The following is a 22,553-nucleotide window of genomic DNA, read 5'->3' on the forward strand; positions in this document are numbered from 1 at the left end:
GCGCGGCATATCCTGTGCGCATGACCGATTCCCCCCGTTCCGGTCTCGCGCTCGACGAGCTGAGCAACGAGATCCGCCCGCAGGACGACCTGTTCCGCTACGTCAACGGCGAATGGATCGCCCGGACCGAGATTCCCGAGGACAAGGCGCGCTGGGGCTCCTTCCACCTGCTCGCCGAGCAGGCCGAGAAGGACGTCCGCGCCATCATCCTCGAGTCGCAGGATGCCGATCCCGGCACCGAGGCGCGCAAGATCGGCGACCTGTACGCGAGCTTCATGGACACCGAACGCATCGCCGAGCGCGGCACCGAGCCGCTCGCCGATCAGCTGGCCCGCGTGGATGCGGTGAGCGATGTCGCCTCCCTCCTCCGGCTCGTGGGCGAACTGGAGCGCGACGGCGTCGGCGGGATCGTCGAGCTCTACGTCGAGCCCGACCCCGGCAACCCGCAGCGCTACCTGCCCTTCTTCATCCAGGGCGGTCTGTCGATGCCGGACGAGAGCTATTACCGCCTCGACTCGTTCGAGGAGACCCGCCAGGCGCTGCGCCAGCACATCGAGCGCATCCTGACGCTCGCCGAGGTCGCGGATGCGGCCGACGCCGCCGAGCGGGTGGTGGCGCTGGAGACCGAGCTGGCCTCGCACCACTGGGACAACGTCCGCAGCCGCGACGCCGTGGCGACCTACAACCTCAAGACGTGGGATGAGGTCGTCGCACTGGCCGGCGTGGACCTCGCGCCCTGGCTCGAGGGCGTCGCCCCGCACCATCCGGATGCGTTCGCCGAGATCGTCGTCTCGCAGCCGAGCTTCATCGAGGCGCTCGGGACGGTGCTCACCGAGCAGCGCCTCGACGACTGGAAGGCGTGGCTGCGCTTCAAGATCGTGCACGCCGCCGCCGCGTTCCTCCCCGCGTCCTTCGTCGACGAGAACTTCTCGTTCTACGGCACCCAGCTCACCGGCGTCCCGGTCAACCGCGAGCGCTGGAAGCGCGCCGTCGGTCTGGTCGAGGCGGCGCTGGGCGAGGTCGTCGGCAAGGTCTACGTCGAGCGGCACTTCCCGCCCGCGGCCAAGACCGCGATGGACGAGTTGGTCGCCAACCTCATCGAGGCTTACCGCCAGTCGATCTCGCAGCTGGAGTGGATGAGCCCTGAGACCCGCGAGCGGGCGCTCGCCAAGCTCGACGCCTTCACGCCCAAGATCGGTTACCCGGTGAAGTGGAAGGACTACTCAGGGCTCGAGCTCGACGCGGCCGACCTCGTCGGCAACGTGCGCCGCGCGCACGTGCACGAGCACGACCGTCAGCTGGGCAAGGTCGGGCAGCCGATCGACCGCGACGAGTGGTACATGACGCCCCAGACGGTGAACGCCTACTACAACCCCCTCATGAACGAGATCGTGTTCCCCGCCGCGATCCTGCAGTATCCGTTCTTCGACGAGACCCGGGATGCGGCCGCGAACTACGGCGGCATCGGCGCGGTCATCGGGCACGAGATCGGACACGGGTTCGACGATCAGGGAAGCCGCTTCGACGGCGACGGTTCGCTGCGCGACTGGTGGACGGATGCGGATCGCGAGGCCTTCGAGCAGCGCACGAAGAACCTCATCGCCCAGTACGACGCACTCGTGCCGCAGGGGCTGCCCGAGGAGAACCACGTCAACGGCGCCCTCACGATCGGTGAGAACATCGGCGACCTGGGTGGGCTCGGCATCGCGATCCGCGCGTACCGGCTGTCGCTGGGGGATGCGGAGGATCCGGTCATCGACGGGATGACCGGCATCCAGCGGCTGCTGCTCAGCTGGGCGCAGATCTGGCAGCAGAAGAGCCGTGACGCGGAGGCGATCCGTCTGCTGACGATCGATCCGCACTCGCCGAACGAGTTCCGCTGCAACCAGATCGTGCGCAACATCGATGCGTTCTACGAGGCGTTCGACGTGACCGAGGGCGACGCGCTGTGGCTCGACGCCGACCAGCGCGTCACCATCTGGTAACTGAGCCGTGATCCGTCGGGCGTAGTCTCGCCCGCATCCCCGAGCCCCAACCGGTAGGAAGGACCTGCGCCGTGCCCAGCTCTCCCGAGGCCTCTCGCGGAATGGAATCGGCGCCGCCCTCGCGGCGGGGAGCGAAGCGCCTTCCGCGTCGCGCCGCCGCGGGACGGCGCTCGTTCACCTCGACCCTGAAGGCCCTCGACGCGCTCGCCGCGTCGGGGGCGCAGGTCTCGGTACGAATCGACGACCTCGACCTCGGTTCGCCGGTGCTCGCCGGCGACGATTTCCGCAGCCTTCCCATCGCGGGGCTCGGCGTCGTGCCGCTCCTCGTGGAGACCGCCGCGCAGTTCGAGGCGGGAACCCTGGATCCGCTGGAGATCATCGACCGGGCGGGCATCGAACCCGTCGCCGTGTCGGGGGTCTGGCAGCACCTGAAGGCGCCCGCGCTGCCGCTCATCGATGTGGCGCTGCTCGCAGCCTCGTCGGGCGACGCCCTTGCCGCGAACGCGCTGATGTCGCGGGTGGGGCTTCCGGCGGTGCGCGCTCGCGTCGAGCAGCTCGGGCTCACCCGATCCGCCCTCATGGACAGCTTCCGCGATACGCGCGGCCCCGACGATGCGCCGCACGTGGCGCTGGGGGCGGCGCGCGAGTACGCTCACCTCTTCGCGGAGCTCGTGAACAGCACGGCGGTCAGCGCCGGCGTCAGCGCGCAGGTCGCGGAGTGGCTGAGCCACGGTCACGACCTTTCGCTCGTGGCCGCCGCCACCGGGCTCGACCCGTTCGCGCACGACAACGATGAGCACGGGCTGCTGTTCGTGAACAAGACCGGCCGGGCATCCGGCATCCGCACCGAGGCGGGCGTGCTCGCCGGGCCCCGCGCGGGCGTCGCCTACGCGCTGTTCGTCTGCTTCGACGACCTCTCCATCGCCCATCGACTGCGGGTGCACGATGCCTTCCGTGTGCTCGGGGTGGAGCTCATGGAGTACGTGTACTGACGGCCGCAGCTCGCTGAGCCGCTTCGCTCCACGCGCTCGCGGCCGGTCGAGCGCCGGGCCCCGCGATTCCACGGCGTGCGCTGCCAGAATGGGGCGGTGAGCGACACCCGACAGGCGCCGACCGTCAGCATCGGCCGCAAGCGGTCGCCGGCGCACCAGATCCTGACCCTCTTCGGGGACTACTGGTGGGGGGTGGATGCGCCGCTGCCGACCGGGGCGTTGCTGGCCGCGATGTCCGACCTCGGCGTGAAGGCTCCCGCGACGCGGGCGAGCCTGACGCGACTGACCGACCGCGACCTCCTCGTCCTGAGCAAGTCCGGGCGGCGCACGAGCCACGCCCTCACCGACCGCGGCGCATCGGTGCTGGCAGACGAAGCCCAGTGGCTTCGGCGTTTCGGCCGGGATGATCCGGTGTGGGACGGGCTGTGGAGCGCCGTGCTCTTCTCGATCCCCGAGAAGGAGCGGCCTCTGCGCCATGCCGCCCGCACCCGACTGCGCTGGCTCGGGTACGCCCCGCTGTACGACGGTGTGTGGATCTCGCCGTTCGATTCGGTCGACGCAGCCGTGGGCGCGCTCACCTCCCTCGGTGTCGGGCAGGTCTCCACTCTGCGAGGTGCGTTGGCCACGGCGCCGGGCGACAGCCCGACGCGTGCGTGGGATCTCTCGGAAGCGGAGAGGGAGTATGCCGAGTTCCTCGCGCGCGTCGGCGACGGCGGGCAGGAGCTCACGTCCGCGGCGGCGCTCGAGCGGCGCACCTCGCTCATGCTCGCCTGGCAGTCGTTCCGCCACACGGAGCCCGGTCATCCGATGCGTCTTATGCCCGCGGGGTGGCCGCGCGAACGCGCACGCGGCGCCTTCGTCGCTGTGTACGACGCGCTCGGGCCCGCGGCAGAGAAACGGATGCGGGAGCACGTCGCTGCCATCGAGCCGGAACTCGCGCCGCTGGTCCAACCCCAGCGGCTATCCTGAGTGCAGCTTATGTAAAGATTCATTGACGCTCGTAACAATTACTTCTACTCTCATCCCCGAGGGGGTGCAACGGGGCATCCCCATGACGATGACGTCACATCGGAGGATCCTGCATGCTCAGACATCGACGACCTCGCGCGAGACTGCTCGCGTCCGCCGCTGCCGCGATCGGAGTGGTGGTGGCGCTCGCCGCACCGCTCGGGTCGGCCGCCGCCGCGGACGACCTCTCGCTGACCGTGCTCTCCGGTCGAGCGGATGCCGTGACGGGAGGCGACGCGCTGATCGCGGTGGACGGCGCGGATGCGGCGACGGTCGTGACCGCGGACGGGCGTGACATCACCGGCTCGTTCACCGCCGTGAACGGGCGCCTCATCGGACTCGTCGAGGATCTCCCCCTCGGAACGAGCGAGGTGACGGCGCGATCCGCCTCGAGGTCCGAGACCCTCGAGATTCAGAACCATCCCGCTTCCGGTCCGGTCTTCTCCGGCCCCCAGCATCCGATGTACTGCACCGCATCCGGGGCCCCGTGGAACCTCGGGCCCACGGATGAGAACTGCCACGTCGCCGAGGCGCGCGTCAGCTTCCGCTATCGCACCACGGGCGGCGGCTGGGCCGACTATCCCACCGATGGTTCCACGCCCGGCAACGTCGCCACCGCGACCGTCGAGGGTCGCGCCGTGCCCTATGTCGTCCGCATCGAGCGCGGCACCATCAACCGTGCGGTCTACGAGACGGCGATGCTCGCCGGGCCTGCCGACCCCGCCCCCACGTATGCCGCGCATGCGGCTGGGTGGAACGGGAAGCTGGCGTACACCTTCGGCGGCGCGTGCGGCGTGGGCTACTGGCAGGGCTCGAGCAGCGGCGGCGTCGAGAACGACATGCTGCTCTCGCGCGGCTACATCGTCGCCTCGGCGACCTTCAACGTGTTCGCGCAGAACTGCAACGACGTCACGAGCGCGGAGACCGCGATGATGGTCAAAGAGCACGTGATCGAGCAGGTCGGCCCCGTCACGTACACGATCGGTTCGGGCGGGTCGGCCGGCACCATGCAGCAACTCCTGCTGGCCAACAACTACCCCGGCATCATCGACGGCGTGATGGGCGACATCGGCTACCCGGACGAGCGCACCACGACCGTCGCCGGGCACGACTGCACCAACCTGCTCGGATTCTGGGGGTCGCCCGCAGGGTCGGGATGGACGGATGCGGAGAAGCTCGCCGTGACCGGGCATGCCCAGCTGTTCACCTGCACCGGCTTCACCTGGTTCACCGGTGTCGACAATCCGCGCGCGGGCTGCAACGCCGCCGTTCCGGTCGGCGACCGCTGGTCGGAGGCAAACCCCGACGGGCTGCGGTGCACGATCGCCGACATGGTGCAGAACGTCTACGGTGTCGACGACCAGGGCCGCGGGCTCCGCGTCGTCCCGGACAACGTGGGAGTGCAGTACGGTCTGGCGGCTCTTCAGTCGGGCGCGATCTCGCCCGAGCAATTCGTCGCTCTGAACGAGAACGCCGGGGGGATGGATGTGGACGGCACGCGCACCTCGGCGCGGTCCGAGGCGAGCATCGAGGCCATCGAGCAGGCGTACCGCACGGGCCGCATCAACCTCATGACCGGCGGGCTCGCCTACACGCCGGTGATCGAGATGCGTCGCTACACCGACCCGACGGGTGACTTCCACGAACGGTATCGCTCGGCGATCATCCGTGAGCGGATGCTCGACGCCTACGGCAACGCGGACACCCACGTCAGCTGGACGAGCAAGGACGCGGGGTACGCGAGCGCGATGTACACCGCGGGTCTCGACAAGCTGGAGGAGTGGCTGGACAACATCGTCGCGATGGGCGGCTTCGGTGACCGGGCACGAACGGTCGCCGCTCGTCCCGCCGGTCTCGGCGACGGGTGCTACACCGATGACGGATTCGTCTCGGAGCAGCTCGACTACGAGAACACGCAGAGTGCCTGCAACCAGTTGTTCCCGTACCACTCCGAGCCTCGCTACGTCGCGGGAGAATCCCTCTCTCGCGATGTCCTGAAGTGCCAGCTGGCGGAGCCGGTGCGCGCGGACTACCCCGTCATGACCGACGGGCAGTGGGAGCGGCTGACCGCCGCCTTCCCCACGGGCGTCTGCGACTGGTCGAAGCCCAGCCAGGGCCGGGTGGACTACGCCGGCGTCTGGCAGAGCTTCGACACGCAGCCGGATGCGGCCCTCGAGACGCCCGCGGTCGCGGGGGAGGCCCGCGTGGGCGCCGAGCTCTCGGTGTCGGCGGAGAGCGCAACGCCGGGCGCCACGCTGGGGTACCAGTGGTTCGCCGACGGCGTCGCGATCGAGGGCGCCGTGTCGGCCTCGTTCACGCCCGAGGCGGAGCGCGAGGGCGCGGTGCTCACGGTGCGTGTGTCGGTGGTCGCCGAGGGCTACCGGCCTGCATCCCGTGTCTCCGCCGCGACCGCGCCGGTGGCCGCGGCGTCGTCTCCCTCGAACCCGCCGTCGCCGTCGCCGAGCGCGTCGGTGTGGGCGACGGTCGACGTGGGTGATGGTCGATTCGAGCAGGGCGGCACCTTCGTCGCGCGGGTTGCGGGGCTCACCCCGGGTCAGCGCATCGCCGCCGAGATCCGCAGCGATCCGTATGTGCTGGCCGGGATCCCCGCCGCGGATGCGGAGGGTCGGATCACGATCCGTGCGACGATCCCGGCGAGCATCCCCACGGGTGCGCACACGCTCGTGATCGCCTCGGGCGATCTCGAGCCGCTGCGGGTGCCCATCACGATCGTTCCCGCGGGAACCCTGGCCTCGACCGGCGCAACGGTCCCGTGGGAGCTTCTCGCTCTCGGCGCAGGGGTCCTGGTGCTCGGCGCCGGCGCCTTCGTGTTCGCGCGACGGCGCGGCGGCCAGGCGCGCTCCTGATCGGATGCGGGGAGGTGCTCGACGCCTCCCCGCATTCGCCGCGGTGCGATCGACGTCACGGGGGTTAACTCAGGCCGGGCCGGTCGCCCGTACGCATCGCCGGGTCGGTAGCATCGCGACGTGAGCACTTCAGCGCCGTTCCGTGCCGACATCGTCGGAAGCTTCCTCCGCCCGCCGGGCCTCGCCGCCGCGCGTCGACGTCACGCGTCGGGGGAGCTGACGGACGCGGAGCTGGGCGCCGTCGAGGACGCTGAGGTCGTCGACCTCGTCGCCCGTCAGCGTGCCGCTGGGCTCGAGGTCGCGAGCGACGGCGAGTTCCGTCGCTCGTGGTGGCACTTCGACTTCTTCGGCATGCTGGGCGGCGTCGACATCGTGGAACTCGACCACGGCATCCAGTTCCAGGGGGTGCAGACCAAGCCGCGGGGCATCGAGATCACGGGGCCCATCCGGTTCGACGACGCCCACCCGTTCCTCGCCCACTACCGCTCGCTGGCGGCGATCACCGCCGGCACCGGACTGCTGCCGAAGTTCACGATCCCCGCACCGACCGTGCTCGACTTCCGGGTGGAGCCGGGCCACATCGATGGCGCCGTCTACGACGGACGCGAGGCGATCGTGGACGACCTCGTCGCCGCCTATCGCGACGCGCTCACCGCGTTCTACGCAGCGGGCGCGCGCTACCTGCAGTTCGACGACACCGCGTGGGCGTACCTGTGCTCGGAGGCCGAGCTCGAGAAGGCCCGCGCCCGCGGGATCGACACCGACGGCATCGCCGAGCGCTACGCCGACCTGCTCAACCGCATCCTGGACGACAAGCCCGCCGACCTCACCGTCACCACGCACGTCTGTCGTGGCAACTTCCGCTCGACCTGGATCTCATCCGGCGGGTACGAGCCGGTCGCCGAGCAGCTGCTGGGCAACACGGCGTACGACGGGTACTTCCTCGAGTACGACTCCGAGCGCGCGGGCGGGTTCGAGCCGCTGCGGTTCCTGCCGGAGGGTGATAAGCGTGTCGTGCTGGGGCTGGTCACCACCAAGACCGGAGAGCTCGAGAGCGCCGATGACATCCGTCGCCGCATCGACGAGGCCGCAGCCTTCGCCCCGCTCGATCAGCTCGCTCTGAGCCCGCAGTGCGGGTTCGCCTCCACGGAGGAGGGCAACGAGCTCACCGAGGATCAGCAGTGGGCGAAGGTGCGGGCCGTCGTCGACATCGCCGCATCGGTCTGGGGCTGAGCCCGCTCAACGCTTCTGCGGCGCGGGGATCGGCTCGCCCTTCATCGCTGCTTCGTCGATCTCGGCCTGGTTCGCCAGGAACGGCGTGCCGTGCGTGTGGAAGGTCGGCACGGTCTTCGCACCCCACGCCTGGCCCTTGGCCCGCTCGGCCTGCGACCACTCCACGACCGGCCAGTCCGGGTCGAGGATGAGACGCGCGCCGGCGTTGGCGAGCTCGATGCGGTTTCCGCCCGGCTCCCACACGTAGATGAAGAACGTCTGGTTGATGGCGTGCTTGTACGGTCCGAACTCGATGTGCACGCCGTTCTCGAGGAAGATGTCGGCGGCCTTGAGGATGTCCTCGCGGGTGTCGGGTGCGAGCGCGAAGTGGTGGAACCGGCCGTGCTCGCCGGTCCAATCCTCGCTGTACACCACGTCGTACGACTTCTGCTGGAACCGGAACCACCAGGCCGCGTAGCCACCGCCGTCCAGCCGCACCCGCTCGGACTCGCGGGCGCCCATGACATCGCGCCAGAACTCGCCCGCCTTCGTCACGTCGCCGGCGAGGTAGTTGATGTGGTCCATGCGGCGGGCGTTGACGCCTCGCCCGGGGAACGCCGACGCCTGGTTCTTCAGCGCGGGGCGATCCTCGTCGTCGGGCACGTAGTGCTCGGTCTCGTAGTAGATGCCCATGAGGTGGCCGTCGGGATCCTCGAACTCGTACGAGCGCCCGACGCCGACCTCCGGCTCGCGCCAGCCGTGGCCGAGACCCGCGGCCTCGATGGCCGCGACGCGACGCTCCAGGGCCTCGGGGCTCGTGACGCGGAAGAGCGTACGGCCCACGCCGTTGGTGTCGGATGCGGTGAGTTTGAGCGTGTAGAGCTGGTACTCGTCCCAGCAGCGGAGGTACGCGGAGTCGCCGATGCGGGCGACCTCCCGCATCGCGAGCAGGTCGCGGAAGAAGTGCAGGCTCTCCTCGAAGACCGGGGTGAACAGCTCGACGCCGCCCAGGTGTGCGAGGTCGAAGTTGTCGCGCGTTGCCATGGTGTGTCCTCTCTGACGGTCAGCGGCGGGGTCTCGGGAAGACGAGCCCGTCGAAGATCTTTCGTGCGGTGCGGACCGACGACGAACTCGCGCGCCAGCCGGAAGCGGCGTCGCCGGTGACGGCGACGGTGGCGGCGAAGGTGCCGTCGGGGTGTTCGAGCAGCGTCTGTTCCCCGTCGTCGAGCACCGCGAAGGCGGAGCCTACGGCGCCCGGGATGCGGATGCCGGCGGCGACGGATGCGGCCATCAGCACCCCGATCGTGGGATGCACCCGCGCGGGGATGAACGCTCGGGTGCCGACCGCCCCGCCGCGGCGCGGGGGCGACAGCAGGAACATCTTGGGCACCGTCTGCGCCGAGACGTCGCCCAGCCCGAAGAGCGGGCCCGACGCCCGGCGGATCGACTCGAGGCGCTCGCGGAGCTCGGTGCGGGACTCGAGCTCTTCCGGGGTCTCGTCTCCGGCGACGTCGAACTCGGCGGCATCCATCAGCACGACCGGCATCCCGTTGTCGACGAGGGTGACGCGGTGGCCCGCGATCTCGTCCGTCACCGATCCGGTGGGAAGCAGCGGCTTCTGCCCGCGGGTGGTGAGTTCGATCCGACCGGCGGTTCCCGGCACCCCCGCGATCGTCTCGTCGCCGTCGTAGTCGACTCGCCCGTCGGGGGTCGAGAAGCGGGCCTCGGCGATGTCGCCCGTGTTGAGCAGACGGATGCGCACGACGGTTTCGCCCGCATCCGCCGCGACGAGTCCGCGCTCGATCGCGAACGGGCCGATCGCGGCCAGAAGGTTGCCGCACGTCTGCGCATCGGCGACGACAGGTTCGTCCACGCCCACCTGGAGGAAGAGGTAGTCGATGTCGCATCCGGGCTCGCGCGAGCGCTCCGCGACGGCGACCTTGGAGGTCAGCGGATGCGCGCCGCCCAGCCCGTCGATCTGTGTCGGGTCGGGGCTGCCCATGATCCGCAGCAGCAGGTCGTCGCGCTCGGACGGGTCTGCGGGCAGGTCCTCGGTGAGGAAGAAGGCACCTTTGGAGGTGCCGCCGCGCATGAGCAGGCAGCGGACGCCGTCGCGTACAGGATCAGGAGTCGGCATCGCGTCGCTCCGCCTGGGGCATGTAGGCGATGCCGAGCTCGGCGATGACCGGGCGCAGGCCGTTGATGTCCATGGAGCTGGCCCCGGCCTCGTACTTCGCGCGGTTGGTCGCCTCACGCTCCGCGCGCGAGCGCGCCGCATCGAGAACGGAGGCCGCCCGCATCCGCGGAACGACCGTCACGCCGTCGTCGTCGGCGACCACGATGTCGCCGGGCTCGACCACGACGCCGTCCAGGACGACCGGGACGTTGACCGAGCCCGGGCTGTCACGCAGGCATCCCTGCGCCGAGATGAACCGGCTCCAGGCGGGAAACCCCATCGCGCGCAGTTCGGCGGTGTCGCGCACCCCGGCGGAGGTGACGTACCCGCGGACGCCCTTGACCTGCATCTGCGTGGCCATCAGCTCGCCGATGTGCCCGAACGGGGACGGACCGGTGGCGACCACGACGATCACGTCGCCGGCGCGCGCCTGCTCGATGGCGACGTGCACCATGAGGTTGTCGCCGGGGGCGGTGAGCACGGTGACGGCGCTGCCGGCGATCGCCGATCCCTGCTGGATGGGGCGGATCGCGCTTCCGGCGTAACCGGTGCGGCCGAGCGCCTCGTGCACGGTCGCCGAGCCCAGCGCAGCGAACGCGTCGACGAGGCCGGCCTCTTCGCGCGCGATGTCGGTGACGATGACATGCGGGCTCACTCGAGCACTCCCGTGACCTGCGGGAAGTAGCGCATGTACGCCTCGCCCATCGTGTCGTGGGCGAGACCGAGGTTCGGGCCCGCGTTGCGCTTGACCTGCACACCGCGGCGCACGGCCAGATCGCTGTAGTAGGACCACATGTGCTTCTGGGCGGGCAGGCACTCCATCGCGGCGCGCTTCTTGTCGAATGCCGCGGTGATGTCCAGCAGGATATCCGGGACGAAGCCGCACTGCTCGGGCTGGTGGGGCTCGAAGAAGAACACCGGCGGGGCGCCGATGATCGTCTCCGTCGTCGGGAACGAGCCGTCCGAGTTCGCGACGCCGATCGCCTGGGCCAGCACCCGCGCCTCCAGCGCCATGCGCGCGGCGGCCGGGTGGTCGCCGTTGTACGGGTCGTGCAGCGGATGCGTCAGCACGACGGTCGGCTGCACACGGCGGTACACATCGACCAGTCGCGCGACGGCCTCGGGGGACTCGCGCAGCGGGTAGTCGCCCAGATCGAGGAACTCGATGTCGGCACCGAGTGCGGATGCGGCAGCCTCGGCCTCTGCCCGGCGGATCTCCTTGATCTCCTCCAGTGACTTGCCCGCCAGCCATTGACTCGCGGACTCGCCGCGCTCCCCGTAGCTCAGGCAGACCACTGTGGCGCGCTCACCGCGCATGGTGGCGGCGGCGATCGCGCCGCCGGCCCGCCAGACGAAGTCGCCCGCGTGGGCGCTGACCACGAGTAGCGCCGGGGTGACTGCAGGCATATCCGCTCCTTGGTTCGGCGGCGTCGAGCCGACGCGTGGCGGCAGGCGTCCGGAGTCGACGCCGGTGCCGATTCGTGGGCTCAGCGAATCACACGGTCCGCGAAATGGTCAAGATTTTGTTGACAATCTGGGATCGCGAAACCACTATGGGCAGAGGTAAAAGCCGCCTATCATCGCGGCAGGCCCACAGACGAGGAAGTCGAGGCAATCATGGCGCGGACGCTGCAGGAGCTGCTGGACGAGCGAGGGAACACCGTCGAGATGCTGCGCGATTCGCAGCTCGGCACCTATATCTACCCGGTCGTGCCGGCCGAGTTCTCCAACTGGCGCCGGGAGCAGAAGGCCTGGCGCGAGACGGCCGTGCTCTACGACCAGACGCACCACATGGTCAACTTCTTCGTGTCGGGGCCCGACGCGCTCAAGCTGCTGAGCGACACCGGTATCAACTCCTTCGCGAACTTCCCGCTGAACACCGCGAAGCAGTTCGTGCCCACCGCATCCAACGGTGGTGTGATCGGCGACGGCATCCTCTTCCACGAGGCCGAGAACGAGTACGTCTACGTCGGCCGGGCGCCCGGCGCCAACTGGCTCCAGTTCCACGCCGAGACGGGCGGATACGACGTCGAGTTCCGCTACGACGACCGTTCGCCCTCGCGCCCCTACGGTGCCGCCGTCCACCGCGACTACTACCGCTTCCAGATCCAGGGCCCGAACGCCTGGGACATCATCGAGAAGCTCAATGGCGGACCGCTCGAGAAAGTGCGCTTCTTCCACATGGGTGAGATGACGATCGCCGGTGAGAAGGTGCGCACCCTCCGCCACGGGATGGCGGGTGCACCGGGACTGGAGATCTGGGGGCCGTACGCGCAGCACCAGAAGATCCGCGACGCCGTGCTCGAGGCGGGTCGCGAGTTCGGCATCGAGCCCTGCGGCTCGCGCGCCTACTCCTCGAACACACTCGAGTCCGGGTGGATCCCGTCGCCGCTTCCGGCGATCTACACCGGCGAGGCCGAGCGCGCGTACCGCGAGTGGCTGCCCGCCAACAGCTACGAGGCGATCAACGCGCTCGCCGGCTCGTTCGTCTCGGAGAACATCGAGGACTACTACCTGAACCCCTGGGAGCTGGGTTACGGCTCGTTCGTGAAGTTCGACCACGACTTCATCGGCCGCGACGCGCTCGAGAAGATCGACCCGGAAACGCAGCGCAAGAAGGTCACGCTCGCCTGGAACGACGAAGACCTGGCCAAGATCCTCACGAGCGTCATCGACCGCGAAGGCGTCGGCTACCAGTTCTTCGACCTCCCGAACGCGAACTACGGCTCGTCGAACTACGACGCGGTCATCGACGCCGACGGCAACAACGTCGGACTCTCGCTGTTCACCGGCGTCACGGCGAACGAGAAGCGCGGACTGTCGCTCGCGACCGTCGACCGCGACGTGCCGGTCGGCGCCGAGGTGCGCGTGGTCTGGGGCGAGCCCGACGGCGGTTCGAAGAAGACCACGGTCGAGCCGCATGATCAGATCGCGGTGCGCGCCGTCGTCAGCCCGGTGCCGTACGCGGTCACCGCGCGCGCCGAGTACCAGGGCGGGTGGCGCACCACCGGAAGCCTCTGAGCGAGCGCCCCGCGCGACGAAGGGGTCGCGCGGGTCGCTCCGGAACTCCGGTGCCTGCGTGACGCCCCCACTGTGCTGGGGGCGTCACGCAGGTCAGGCCGTCCTCTCGCCGTGGATGGCCTCGAACCGTCCGGAGGAGCCGCGGATCGCGCGGGCGACGGTCTCGAAGAGCCAGTCGAGCGCGGCGGGATGCTGGGAGCTCGACCGCCGGTAGAGCGCGATCTCCAAGGGCGGCATCTCGAACGGCAGCGGGCGCACCACGAGCGGCCACGTCTGGCTCCACCCGAGCGCGATCGTGTCCGGCAGCGTCGCGACGAGATCGCGACTGCGCGCGAGAAGCGGCGGAAGCGACGCCAGGTGGTTCACGGCGATGCGGGCGTCGACCTCGATCCCGTGCGCGCTGCGTGCGCGCTCGAGGGCGGGTGCGCCGGAGTCGCTGGCGACGGCGACGTGGGATGCGGCGGCGTACGCGTCGAGCGTGAGCGGCTCGTCGGCCAGTGGATGCGCGGCCGACATCGCCACGCCGTAGCCCTGCGACTTCAGCACCGTCCGCCCGAAGGGGCCCGGCACGTGGGAGGGCGTCACCGCGAGATCGACGACGCCGCGGCCCAGCCAATCCGGGAGGGCGGCCACGTCCATCGGCACGACCTCGATCCGCATCCGGGGCGCCTCGGCACCCACCGCACGCACGATCGCGGGAAGCCACCCGATCTCGCCGAGCTCGGACAGCGCGATGCGGAAGGTGCGGTCGGAGTCGGCGGGGGCGAAGCGGTGCACGCCGTCGAGAGTGCGGTCGACGGCGGCGAGGGCGTCGCGGAACCCTGGGTAGACGCTGGCCGCCAACGGGGTGGGCTCCATCACGCGGCCGACGCGTCGGAACAGCGGGTCGTCCAGCTCGCGCCGCAAGCGCCCCAGGGCCTGGCTCACCGCGGGCTGGGTGACGTAGAGGCGACGCGCGGCGCTCGTGAGACTCCGCGTCTCGGCGATCGCCACGAACACGCGGATGAGGTTGAGATCCACGGCTGCTCCCGACTGAGGCTTCCTTGCCTCCGCATAAGTATCGGTAATCGAGATACGCCCTGTCGATGCCGTCGGGTTCTTAACCTGTGGATGCGGGCACGGCCGCCCGTCCGAACGAGGGAGTTCACATGTCCGCATCCGCTTTCGACGCCATCGCCCGCGCGGGGAGCCCGGTGGATCTGCTGCGCAACGCACAGAGCAAGCCGACGATCTTCCCGGTGACGCCGGAATTCAGCAACTGGCGCAGTGAGCAGCGGTCGTGGCGCGAGAGCGTGGCGTTGCTGGATCAGTCGCACCACATGACCGACCTGTTCATCTCAGGGCCCGATGCGCTGCGGCTGCTGAGCGATACCGGCGTCAACTCGTTCGCCCGGTTCCCGGTGGATGCGGCGAAGCAGTTCATCGCGGTCAACCACGAGGGCTATCTCATCGGCGACGCGATCCTGTTCCACCTCGAGGAGCAGGTGTACGACCTCGTGGGCTGGTACATGGTGCTCGACTGGGTGCAGTTCATCGGTGAGACCGGCGACTACGACGTCACGTTCGAGCGCGACGCGAACACGCTCATGCGCGCGCCCGGCGTCGACCCCGTGTTCTATCGCTACGAGTTGCAGGGCCCGCACGCGCTCGCCCTCATGGAGAAGCTGACCGGTGCTCCCGTACCGCCCACGAAGTTCTTCGGCATGGCCACGTTCGACATCGCCGGCGTCACCGTTCGCTCGCTGCGGCACGGCATGGCCGGCCAGCCCGGATTCGAGCTGTTCGGGCCGTGGGTCGACGGCGCCCGCATCCGCGAAGCGATCATCGCGGCGGGGGAGGAGTTCGACCTGGTGCTCGTGGGGGCGAAGGCCTACTCGTCGGCGAACCTCGAGTCGGCGTGGGTCCCCTCGCCGCTGCCCGCGATCTTCTCGGGCGCGCAGATGGACGACTACCTCGCGTGGCTGCCCGCCGCCCGTCTGGGCTCCCTCGCCGGCAGCTTCGTGTCCGACCGCATCGAGGACTACTACCTCACGCCGTACGACCTCGGCTACGGGCGCAGCGTCGCCTTCGATCACGACTTCATCGGCCGCGCCGCGCTCGAAGCGCATGCGGCGGGCGAGCAGCGCGTGAAGGTGACCCTGGTCTGGAACCCCGACGACCTCGCCGCCGCGCAACGCTCCCTCGTCGAAGACGGGCTGCCGGCGAAGTACATCGACTTCCCGAAGGCGCGGTACGGCCTGTATCAGGTCGATCGCGTGCGCGCCGACGGCGTGGATGTGGGCATCTCGCACGACTGCGGCTACATCACGAACGAGCAGGCCTTCGTGTCGCTCGCGAGCATCGCCGCATCGCACGCCGAACCCGGGACCGAGGTGGTGCTGACCTGGGGCGAGGATCCCAACTCGGCGAAACCCGCCGTCGAGCGGCACCGGCAGGTGGAGATCCGCGCGACGGTCGCCCCCGCGCCGTACTCCCGCTTCGCCCGGGAGAACTACCGCGCGGGGTGAACTAGCCCTGCCCGGGAGCTCCGTACATGCCGCCCTCGGGCAGGGGTGGGCAGGTGGCGGTGTCCGTTTGAGCGGCGACCTCTGCGCGGATGGCAACGTCCGTGTCCACCTTCGTCAGCGTGTAGACGACACCTTCTTGCGCGCCCTCGGTGGGGATGTAGCCGATGATCGCCGAATCGGAGCCGGGGCCGTCCTCGGCCAGCGGCCAGAAGTGGGTGGTGATGAGGCCGGCCGGTGGATTCTCGAGCAGCCAGTTGCCGGCATCCGCGACCGTCGTGGCGGGGACCAGCCAATAGCCCTTCGCCTCTGCGTACGGTCCGCAGGGCCAGCTCGTGTACGAGCCAAACCGCGGGGGCGTGCCCTCAAGAGTGACGGCTCCCGCGGGAAGGTTGGTGGCGTCCAGCCATGCTTGAGCTTGCGCCAGAGCCACAACCTCGCCCGCCGAGGGCGACGGGGACTCGCTCGTTGCAACCGAAGTGGGCTCCGCGCTTTCGTCTAGCGCGTTCGCGCCGGAGGCGCACCCCGCCAACGCGACACAGGTCAGGAGAACCACACCGGGAGCCGAGAGTGAGCGAAGCCGCATAGGCCAAACATAGTGTCCGGCGGGCGCCGCATGTCGGGGTGGAGGGGAGCGGCCCGCGCGGTGTGCCGCTTTCGCCTGTTCGCCCCGCGAATCTGCACAACTGAGACACGCAGCGCATCTCGACGCATCCGTGTCTCACTTGTGCACGCAAATCGCCCCGCGAACCTGCACAACTGAGACACGCAGCGCATCTCGACGCATCCGTGTCTCACTTGTGCTCGTGAACCGCCCGCTATGCGTGAACAACTGAGACATGCAACGCCTCGCCCCCTGCCGGAGCGGCAGCCCGTGCGAGTGCCCGGGCGGCTGAGGCGCCCTAGGCGAGGGTGAGGAACAGCTTCTCGAGCTCCTCCACCGTGAGCCGGTCCTCGGCGGCATCCCCATCCGCCGCGTCCCGGTCGGCCGGAGCGTCGGCGAGGCACTCGCGCATGGCAGTCGAGATGATCGCGAACCCGGCGCGGTCGATCGCGCTGCTGACCGCGGCGAGTTGGGTGATGACGTCGCGGCAGTCGCCGCCGTTCTCGACGGCGGCGATGACCGCGGCCAACTGGCCCTGCGCGCGCTTGAGTCGGTTGGCGGCCTTCTTCACGGCCTGGGCGTCGTGCAGGGAGCGGTGGGAGGTGTCCATGGTGTCTCCTCGGTGACGGATGGTGGGTCAGGCAGCGGTTCCGGCGGCCCAGGTGCGATACCCGCCGTCGAGGTTACGGACGTCGTGGCCGAGCTGGGCGAGCAGCCGTGCGGCGGTGTGCCCGCGCTGGCCCACCTGACAGTGCACGATGATCGCACGGTCGCCGAGCTCACGGTGCCGGGCGCGGATCTCGTCCAGGGGCAGGTTGATCGCCCCGGGGATCGCGCCCGCGGCGTGCTCGGCCGGTGTGCGCACGTCGACCAGGATCGCGCCTCGCTCGAGCGCGGCGTCGAGTTCGTGCCACTGCAGCGTGCGCGTGGCGCCGGAAGCAGTGTTCTCCGCGACGTACCCGAGCATGTTGACGGGATCCTTCGCGGAACCGTACTGCGGCGCATAGGCGAGTTCCAGCTGCGACAGCGCGGTGGCGGTCAGTCCCGCCGTCATCGCGACTGCGATGACGTCGATGCGCTTGTCGACCCCCTCGCCGCCGACGATCTGTGCCCCGAGGATGCGGTCGGTCGCCGGATCGACGAGCAGTTTCATCGCCATCGGCTGCGCACCCGGGTAGTACGTCGCGTGCGACGCGGGATGCGTGTGGACGATGCGGTGCGGGCGCCCTGCATCCCGGAGCCGCTGTTCGTTCCAGCCGATCAGCGCGACCGTGGTGCCCAGCAGCCCGAGGATCGCGGTGCCGAGAGCCGGCGCCGCCTCGTCCGGTTCGATCCCGGCGATGTCGTCCGCGACCGCTCGGCCGTGCCGGTTGGCGAGGCCGGCCATCGTCACGAGTGTCGGTGCTCGGTCGAGGCTGTCGCGCTTCTCGACCCCGTCGCCCACGGCCCACACCTTCGGCGCAGAGGTGCGGTGGCGCGCGTCGACCGCGATCCCGCCGGTCGGCCCGAGGCGGATGCCGGCAGCATCCGCGAGACGCCGGTCGGGACGCACGCCGCTCGCCTCGATCACCAGGACCGCGTCGACCGTGCTCCCATCGCTGAGGTGAACCTGCCCGGGCGCAGCACCCGTGACGGTCACCCCGAGCCGCACATCGACGCCCGCGTCACGGAGGAGGGTCAGGATGGGGGCGGCCATCTCCTGGTCGAGCGGAGAGAGCACCCGTGCGCCGCGGGTCACGAGCGTCACCTGTGCGCCGCGCGCGAGGAGGTTCTCGACCGCTTCGAGCCCGATGAATCCGGCGCCCACCACCACGACGCGCGGCGACGGTCCGGCAGCATCGAGCACCTCGGTAACCCGGTCCACGTCTTCGATGCTGCGCAGCGTGTGGGTGGGCACGTGCTCGGCGGACGGACCCGGGGTGGCCGTGGCGCCGGTGGCGATGACGAGTTCGTCGTAGTGCTCGATCCGCTCCGCATCCGATTCGAGGTCACGCACCGTCACCGTCTGTGCCGCCGTGTCGATCTCGACGACCTCGTGGCGCACGTGCACGTCGAGGGCGAACCTGCTCGCCAGTGATTCGGGCGTCTGCAGCAACAGCGACGCGCGATCCGGGATCACGCCGCCGACGTGATACGGCAGCCCGCAGTTCGCGAATGACACGTGCGCACCGCGTTCGTACACGGTGATCTGCCGCGACTCGTCGAGCCGACGGAGTCTCGTCGCCGCGCTCATGCCGGCTGCGACGCCTCCGATGATGATCGTCCTCATGTGTGAGAATATACCCCCGGGGGTATCGTGAAGGCAAGTGACCGCACAGAGCGGCGCCCCGAAAGGAAACGGAGCAGGACAGATGTGTCGACAGGTGACGTGCCGTACGTGCGGCAAGACGACGTGGGCGGGATGCGGGCAGCACGTCGACGAGGTGATGCGCGGCGTGCCGAAGCGCGATCGCTGCGAGGGCCATGAGCCGCAGCCCTCCGAGGGTGGGCTCTTCGGGCGCCTCTTCCGCCGCTAGAGCGCGGGGCTCACGCGGGGCGGTGGCCTTGCTCGTCGAGCGATCGGCGGGCGCGCCGCAGGAGCTCTGCCAGCGTCTCGCGCTCGGTGTCGTCGAAGTCGGCGAGCATGAGGTCCTCGACCACCGCGATCTGCGGATCGAGGGAAGCGAGGGCGGCGGCGCCCGCATCCGTCAGGTACAGCAGGATCCGCCTGCCGTGCGCCGGGTCGCTCTCTCGGCGCACGAAGCCCTCGGACACGAGCGGGTCGATGATCCCGGCCATCGTCTGCGCGCGCACGAAGGAGCGGCGGGCGAGCTCGGAGCTGCTGATGCCGGGGCGTCGATGGAGCACGGTGAGCGCCGTGTACTGCGCGCCCGTCATTCCTGCCGCCGCGCACGCGGCGAGGAACCGGGGGCGCAACGCGAGCTCGAGCTGCTTCACCATGTAGACGAGACTGCCTCGCTGTGCCGACATCCGGGCCTCCTCCGCGGCGATCACGCTAGCGCACCCGAGGCGGGATTCTCGCACCGTCGCCCACGGCGCGCACACCCCGTGGAGCGCGTTGCGCCTGCGCTGATAGCGTGCCCGACCATGGGTTATCTGCATGCCGACGCGCGCTCGTGGGCGCAGGACCACTCGCCGTTGGCCGAGGTGAAGTTCACTCAGCTCGAGGCGACCGCATTTCAGCGGCATCCGGAGATCGTCGAGCACTTCGGTCTGCAGGGTGTCGTCATGGCCGGCCGTCATGATCGATCGACGAGGATGTCGCCGCGGCAGAGGCTCGCGCTGATGTTCTTCGCGGTGCTCCTGCTGGTGGCCTTCTTCGCTCCCATCACGGCGGTGGCGGTGATGTCCGGCGACCGTTTCGGCTACTACTTCATCGATCCCGAACAGTCGCTGCCGATCGCCGCGTTCTGTCTCACCATCGGGGCGCTGGGCCAGGCGGCGCTTTTCGTCGCGTGGCTCGTGCGCGGGGCGCGGTTCACGTGGGTCGAGTGGGGTGTGCACCTCGTCGGGGTCGCGATGTCGCTCATCGCCCTGACGATGATCTCGGCGGTCGTCGATCTCGATGCCATCGCGGGCGGGGGTCAAGCGCGGTTGTGGGCGGTCGTCAGTCTCGCGGTGGCGGGTGCGGCCGCTCTCGGGATGCTCGTCCGCTTCCGTGTCCGCCCTCTCGAAGCGCGGTCGACGGTGGATGCGGACGCAGATCCGGGCGAGGATGCGGAAGTGGGCACGGGCGCGGAGGCCGATGCCATGCGCGGTCGCGTCGCGGCGCTGCCGGCCGAGGAGCGGGAGGCGATCCTGGCGGACCGCGACGCTGCCCTCGCCGTGCTCCGGGAACGCCGGATCATCTCCGACGCGACGCTCCAGCGGGCCAGAGCGCAGGAGCTCGGGATGCTCTACCGGCTCGACGCGCGGCGGTGACGCCGCGGCAGCGGGCGTGGTGAGGAGTGTTGACGGATATCCACGCACCCTCTACTGTTTCAGGCATCCTGAAATACGCGCGACGATGCGCAAGGAGGACACCGTGGCTGAATCCCCCCGACTCATGCTCACCATGGCCGATCTCGCCGGTTCCGCCGGCCGCACGTTCGGACCGTCGTCGTGGCGGCAGATCACGCAGGACGAGGTCGACCTCTTCGCGCGCGTGACCGGCGACGACAACCCCATCCACCTCGACGCCGAGGTCGCTGCCGCCACACCCTTCGGCACGCGCATCGCACACGGCCTGCTCACGCTGAGCCTCGTCGTGCCGCTCATGGCGGAGGTCTTCGACGTCGAGGATGCGGGCATGGGCGTCAACTACGGCCTCAACCGCGTGCGCTTCCCCGCCCCCGTGCCCGTCGGCAGCCGCATCCGCGTGTCGGGAGAGGTACGCACCGCGAGCGAGGTCGCCGGGGGCGTGCAGATCGAGGTGCCGGTGACCTTCGAGGTCGAGGATGCGGCGAAGCCCGCATGCGTGGCGGAGCTGGTGCTGCGCTACTACCACTGACGCGCCGCCACGCGGGAGACATCGAACGAAGGGGTTCGGATGAGAGGCCACTACAGCGACGTGTGGCAGGAGGTCGCGCGCGCGTTCGGAGACCGCCCCGCGATCATCACGCCCACGGGGACGATGAGCTACGAACGGTTCGCGCGCGACGCGGGCGCCCTGTCGGGCTATCTCGCACAGGCGGGACTCCGGCCCGGGGACTCGGCCGCGATCCTCCTCTACAACCGTCCCGAGTACCTCGTGACCCTCTTCGCCTGCTTCGCCAGCGCGATCGCGCCCGTCCCGCTGAACTACCGGTACCGCGCGGTCGAGGTGCGCGCGCTGCTCGAGGACTCGGGCGCGAGGGTGCTCGTGTACCCGACGTCGCTCGCGGATGTGGTGCGCGATGCGCTCGAGGGCTGGGACCGTGCACCGCAGCTCATCGTGATCGACGACGGACCGAGTCCCGTGCCCGCCGCAGGTACGACGTGGACGGATGCGGTCGCCACGCCGCACGAGCTTCTCCCGACCCCGCCCGAAGGGGCGGAGCTGCGCCTGTACACCGGCGGCACGACGGGCAAGCCGAAGGCGGTCGTCTGGGCCGCCGAAGACATCCTCTCGGTGCAGCTCTACTCCATCTACGGCACGGCAGGGCTCGAGGTGCCGACGTCCATGGCTGAAGTTGTCGCTGCGGCTGCCGACCCGCCGGTCACCCGCACGCTTCCGCTCGCGCCGTTCCTTCACGGCACGGCCCTCTTCACGTCGATGAACACCCTCGTGCTCGGCGGCACCGTGCTCATCCTGCCCTCCGCGCGCTTGGACGCCGATGCCGCAGTGCGCTTCGCCCTCGACGAGCGGGCCACGCGCCTCATCATCGCCGGCGACGCCATCGGGCGGCCGCTCGTCGACGCGCTCGAACGTGCGGGCGTCTCGGGCTTCGGCGAGGTCCGCTCGATCATCAGTTCGGGGATGCGGCTCAGCGCCCAGGTGAAGCGCCGGTTCCACGAGCGGGCCGAGATCGTCATCACCGATCTGCTCGCCTCGACGGAGGGCGGTCCCTACGCCGTCAACGTCACCGCATCCGCCGCCGATCTCCCGGGCGAGCTGCGCCTGCTGCCGGGCGCGGTCGTGCTCGACGAGCACCTGCAGCAGGTGCAGCACCTCGACGGGGGAAGCGGCATCCTGGCGTTCCGCGGCACGCTTCCGAAGGGCTACTTCCGCGATGAGGAGAAGACGCGAGCCACCTTCCCCGTCATCGACGGCGTGCGCCACGTCATGCCCGGCGACTGGGCTCTCGCGCACGGCGACGGGACGGTCGAGCTGCTCGGCCGAGGGAGCTCCGTCGTGAATACGGGCGGCGAGAAGGTGTATCCGGCGGAGGTGGAGGAGGCGCTGCTCGCCTTCCCCGCCATCGGCGACGCCGTCGTGTTCGGGATGCCGGACCCGCGCTACGGCGAAGTGGTGACCGCCGTCGTCGTTCCCGCCGACGGGGCGGTGATCGACGGCGATGCCCTGCGCACGCATCTGGACGCCCGCCTCGCCGGGTACAAGAAGCCGCGGCACCTCGTGATCCGCGACACCCTCGAGCGCAGCCCCCACGGCAAGGTCGACCTGCCGCGGCTCAAGGCCGGGCTGCAGGCGCTGGTCGGCGGCGTCGATGCTCCGACCGGCACCATGCGCATCGTGCACTGACGTTGCCGCTGTCCCTGCATTCCT

The 22,553-nt window shown here is 69.9% G+C and carries 19 protein-coding genes; 10 read left to right on the forward strand and 9 right to left on the reverse strand.

Going from position 1 to position 22,553, the window contains the following annotated elements:
• Positions 1 to 20 precede the first annotated feature (20 nt).
• The 5 genes from SK224_RS11495 (at position 21) to SK224_RS11515 (ending at position 8,085) form a co-directional block, all read left to right on the forward strand.
• Positions 21 to 1,985: a M13 family metallopeptidase gene (locus tag SK224_RS11495; protein WP_320434820.1), complete on the forward strand. Its 1,965-nt coding sequence runs from the start codon at positions 21 to 23 to the stop codon at positions 1,983 to 1,985.
• A 71-nt stretch (positions 1,986 to 2,056) separates the two neighbouring features.
• Entirely contained in the window at positions 2,057 to 2,977 is a 921-nt protein-coding gene (locus tag SK224_RS11500) for a serine hydrolase (RefSeq protein WP_413816787.1), read from the forward strand.
• A gap of 96 nt (positions 2,978 to 3,073) precedes the next feature.
• Positions 3,074 to 3,946 (forward strand): PaaX family transcriptional regulator C-terminal domain-containing protein, encoded by an 873-nt coding sequence (locus SK224_RS11505; RefSeq protein ID WP_320434821.1) that lies wholly within the window; start codon positions 3,074 to 3,076, stop codon positions 3,944 to 3,946.
• A gap of 113 nt (positions 3,947 to 4,059) precedes the next feature.
• Positions 4,060 to 6,852, forward strand: coding sequence for a DUF6351 family protein (locus SK224_RS11510; RefSeq protein WP_320434822.1), 2,793 nt, complete (start codon positions 4,060 to 4,062; stop codon positions 6,850 to 6,852).
• 120 nt (positions 6,853 to 6,972) lie between these two features.
• Positions 6,973 to 8,085, forward strand: coding sequence for a 5-methyltetrahydropteroyltriglutamate--homocysteine S-methyltransferase (locus SK224_RS11515; RefSeq protein WP_320434823.1), 1,113 nt, complete (start codon positions 6,973 to 6,975; stop codon positions 8,083 to 8,085).
• Between the two features lie 6 nt (positions 8,086 to 8,091).
• Here SK224_RS11515 and SK224_RS11520 read toward each other — a convergent pair whose 3' ends face one another.
• Genes SK224_RS11520 through SK224_RS11535 form a run of 4 tightly spaced genes read right to left on the reverse strand, consistent with a single transcriptional unit; the run spans position 8,092 to position 11,647 of the window.
• Positions 8,092 to 9,108, reverse strand: coding sequence for a VOC family protein (locus tag SK224_RS11520; RefSeq protein ID WP_320434824.1), 1,017 nt, complete (start codon positions 9,106 to 9,108; stop codon positions 8,092 to 8,094).
• A gap of 19 nt (positions 9,109 to 9,127) precedes the next feature.
• Entirely contained in the window at positions 9,128 to 10,201 is a 1,074-nt protein-coding gene (locus SK224_RS11525) for a PrpF domain-containing protein (protein WP_320434825.1), read from the reverse strand.
• The gene (locus SK224_RS11530) at positions 10,188 to 10,895 is read right to left on the reverse strand and encodes a 4-carboxy-4-hydroxy-2-oxoadipate aldolase/oxaloacetate decarboxylase (protein WP_320434826.1); all 708 of its coding nucleotides are present in this window, start codon (positions 10,893 to 10,895) and stop codon (positions 10,188 to 10,190) included. The genes SK224_RS11525 and SK224_RS11530 overlap by 14 nt, the downstream gene beginning before the upstream one ends.
• Positions 10,892 to 11,647 carry a PIG-L deacetylase family protein gene (locus SK224_RS11535; RefSeq protein ID WP_320434827.1) on the reverse strand — a complete coding sequence of 252 codons (756 nt, stop codon included), beginning with the start codon at positions 11,645 to 11,647 and terminating at the stop codon, positions 10,892 to 10,894. Before SK224_RS11535 ends, SK224_RS11530 begins: the two co-directional genes overlap by 4 nt.
• Before the next feature lie 210 nt (positions 11,648 to 11,857).
• Between SK224_RS11535 and ligM the strand changes: the two genes are divergently transcribed.
• Positions 11,858 to 13,261 carry a vanillate/3-O-methylgallate O-demethylase gene (ligM, locus tag SK224_RS11540; protein WP_307320793.1) on the forward strand — a complete coding sequence of 468 codons (1,404 nt, stop codon included), beginning with the start codon at positions 11,858 to 11,860 and terminating at the stop codon, positions 13,259 to 13,261.
• Positions 13,262 to 13,354: 93 nt separating this feature from the next.
• Here the strand turns inward: ligM and SK224_RS11545 are convergent, their stop codons facing one another.
• A complete protein-coding gene (locus SK224_RS11545) occupies positions 13,355 to 14,281 on the reverse strand; it encodes a LysR family transcriptional regulator (protein ID WP_320434828.1) in 927 nt (308 codons plus the stop codon).
• A 128-nt stretch (positions 14,282 to 14,409) separates the two neighbouring features.
• Here SK224_RS11545 and SK224_RS11550 point away from each other — a divergent pair, with 128 nt between their 5' ends.
• The gene (locus SK224_RS11550; RefSeq protein ID WP_320434829.1) at positions 14,410 to 15,768 is read left to right on the forward strand and encodes an aminomethyl transferase family protein; all 1,359 of its coding nucleotides are present in this window, start codon (positions 14,410 to 14,412) and stop codon (positions 15,766 to 15,768) included.
• 1 nt (position 15,769) lies between these two features.
• On the opposite strand, the gene SK224_RS11555 is transcribed toward SK224_RS11550, so the two are convergent.
• The 4 genes from SK224_RS11555 to SK224_RS11570 all read right to left on the reverse strand — a co-directional run bounded on the left by SK224_RS11555 (position 15,770) and on the right by SK224_RS11570 (position 19,339).
• The gene (locus tag SK224_RS11555; protein ID WP_320434830.1) at positions 15,770 to 16,198 is read right to left on the reverse strand and encodes a hypothetical protein; all 429 of its coding nucleotides are present in this window, start codon (positions 16,196 to 16,198) and stop codon (positions 15,770 to 15,772) included.
• 469 nt (positions 16,199 to 16,667) lie between these two features.
• On the reverse strand, positions 16,668 to 16,979 hold the full coding sequence (locus SK224_RS11560) for a metal-sensitive transcriptional regulator (protein WP_320434831.1): 312 nt from the start codon (positions 16,977 to 16,979) through the stop codon (positions 16,668 to 16,670).
• Between the two features lie 27 nt (positions 16,980 to 17,006).
• Positions 17,007 to 18,638 carry an FAD-dependent oxidoreductase gene (locus tag SK224_RS11565; RefSeq protein ID WP_320434832.1) on the reverse strand — a complete coding sequence of 544 codons (1,632 nt, stop codon included), beginning with the start codon at positions 18,636 to 18,638 and terminating at the stop codon, positions 17,007 to 17,009.
• A gap of 257 nt (positions 18,639 to 18,895) precedes the next feature.
• Positions 18,896 to 19,339 carry a MarR family transcriptional regulator gene (locus tag SK224_RS11570; RefSeq protein ID WP_320434833.1) on the reverse strand — a complete coding sequence of 148 codons (444 nt, stop codon included), beginning with the start codon at positions 19,337 to 19,339 and terminating at the stop codon, positions 18,896 to 18,898.
• Positions 19,340 to 19,456: 117 nt separating this feature from the next.
• Between SK224_RS11570 and SK224_RS11575 the strand changes: the two genes are divergently transcribed.
• The 3 genes from SK224_RS11575 (at position 19,457) to SK224_RS11585 (ending at position 22,529) form a co-directional block, all read left to right on the forward strand.
• Positions 19,457 to 20,290: a hypothetical protein gene (locus SK224_RS11575; protein WP_320434834.1), complete on the forward strand. Its 834-nt coding sequence runs from the start codon at positions 19,457 to 19,459 to the stop codon at positions 20,288 to 20,290.
• 103 nt (positions 20,291 to 20,393) lie between these two features.
• Positions 20,394 to 20,858 (forward strand): MaoC family dehydratase, encoded by a 465-nt coding sequence (locus tag SK224_RS11580; RefSeq protein ID WP_320434835.1) that lies wholly within the window; start codon positions 20,394 to 20,396, stop codon positions 20,856 to 20,858.
• A 39-nt stretch (positions 20,859 to 20,897) separates the two neighbouring features.
• Positions 20,898 to 22,529 carry an AMP-binding protein gene (locus SK224_RS11585; protein ID WP_320434836.1) on the forward strand — a complete coding sequence of 544 codons (1,632 nt, stop codon included), beginning with the start codon at positions 20,898 to 20,900 and terminating at the stop codon, positions 22,527 to 22,529.
• Positions 22,530 to 22,553 lie beyond the last annotated feature (24 nt).

The organism is Microbacterium sp. BG28 (genome assembly GCF_034044005.1).
Classification (GTDB): Bacteria; Actinomycetota; Actinomycetes; order Actinomycetales; family Microbacteriaceae; genus Microbacterium.

Excerpts from the sequence above, each read along its gene's own strand:
- SK224_RS11495 (WP_320434820.1), top strand. The coding sequence starts at position 21 with ATGACCGATTCCCCCCGTTCCGGTCTCGCGCTCGACGAGCTGAGCAAC.
- SK224_RS11510 (WP_320434822.1), top strand. The coding sequence starts at position 4,060 with ATGCTCAGACATCGACGACCTCGCGCGAGACTGCTCGCGTCCGCCGCT.
- SK224_RS11520 (WP_320434824.1), bottom strand. The coding sequence starts at position 9,108 with ATGGCAACGCGCGACAACTTCGACCTCGCACACCTGGGCGGCGTCGAG.
- SK224_RS11525 (WP_320434825.1), bottom strand. The coding sequence starts at position 10,201 with ATGCCGACTCCTGATCCTGTACGCGACGGCGTCCGCTGCCTGCTCATG.
- SK224_RS11535 (WP_320434827.1), bottom strand. The coding sequence starts at position 11,647 with ATGCCTGCAGTCACCCCGGCGCTACTCGTGGTCAGCGCCCACGCGGGC.
- ligM (WP_307320793.1), top strand. The coding sequence starts at position 11,858 with ATGGCGCGGACGCTGCAGGAGCTGCTGGACGAGCGAGGGAACACCGTC.
- SK224_RS11550 (WP_320434829.1), top strand. The coding sequence starts at position 14,410 with ATGTCCGCATCCGCTTTCGACGCCATCGCCCGCGCGGGGAGCCCGGTG.
- SK224_RS11560 (WP_320434831.1), bottom strand. The coding sequence starts at position 16,979 with ATGGACACCTCCCACCGCTCCCTGCACGACGCCCAGGCCGTGAAGAAG.
- SK224_RS11565 (WP_320434832.1), bottom strand. The coding sequence starts at position 18,638 with ATGAGGACGATCATCATCGGAGGCGTCGCAGCCGGCATGAGCGCGGCG.
- SK224_RS11570 (WP_320434833.1), bottom strand. The coding sequence starts at position 19,339 with ATGTCGGCACAGCGAGGCAGTCTCGTCTACATGGTGAAGCAGCTCGAG.
- SK224_RS11575 (WP_320434834.1), top strand. The coding sequence starts at position 19,457 with ATGGGTTATCTGCATGCCGACGCGCGCTCGTGGGCGCAGGACCACTCG.
- SK224_RS11585 (WP_320434836.1), top strand. The coding sequence starts at position 20,898 with ATGAGAGGCCACTACAGCGACGTGTGGCAGGAGGTCGCGCGCGCGTTC.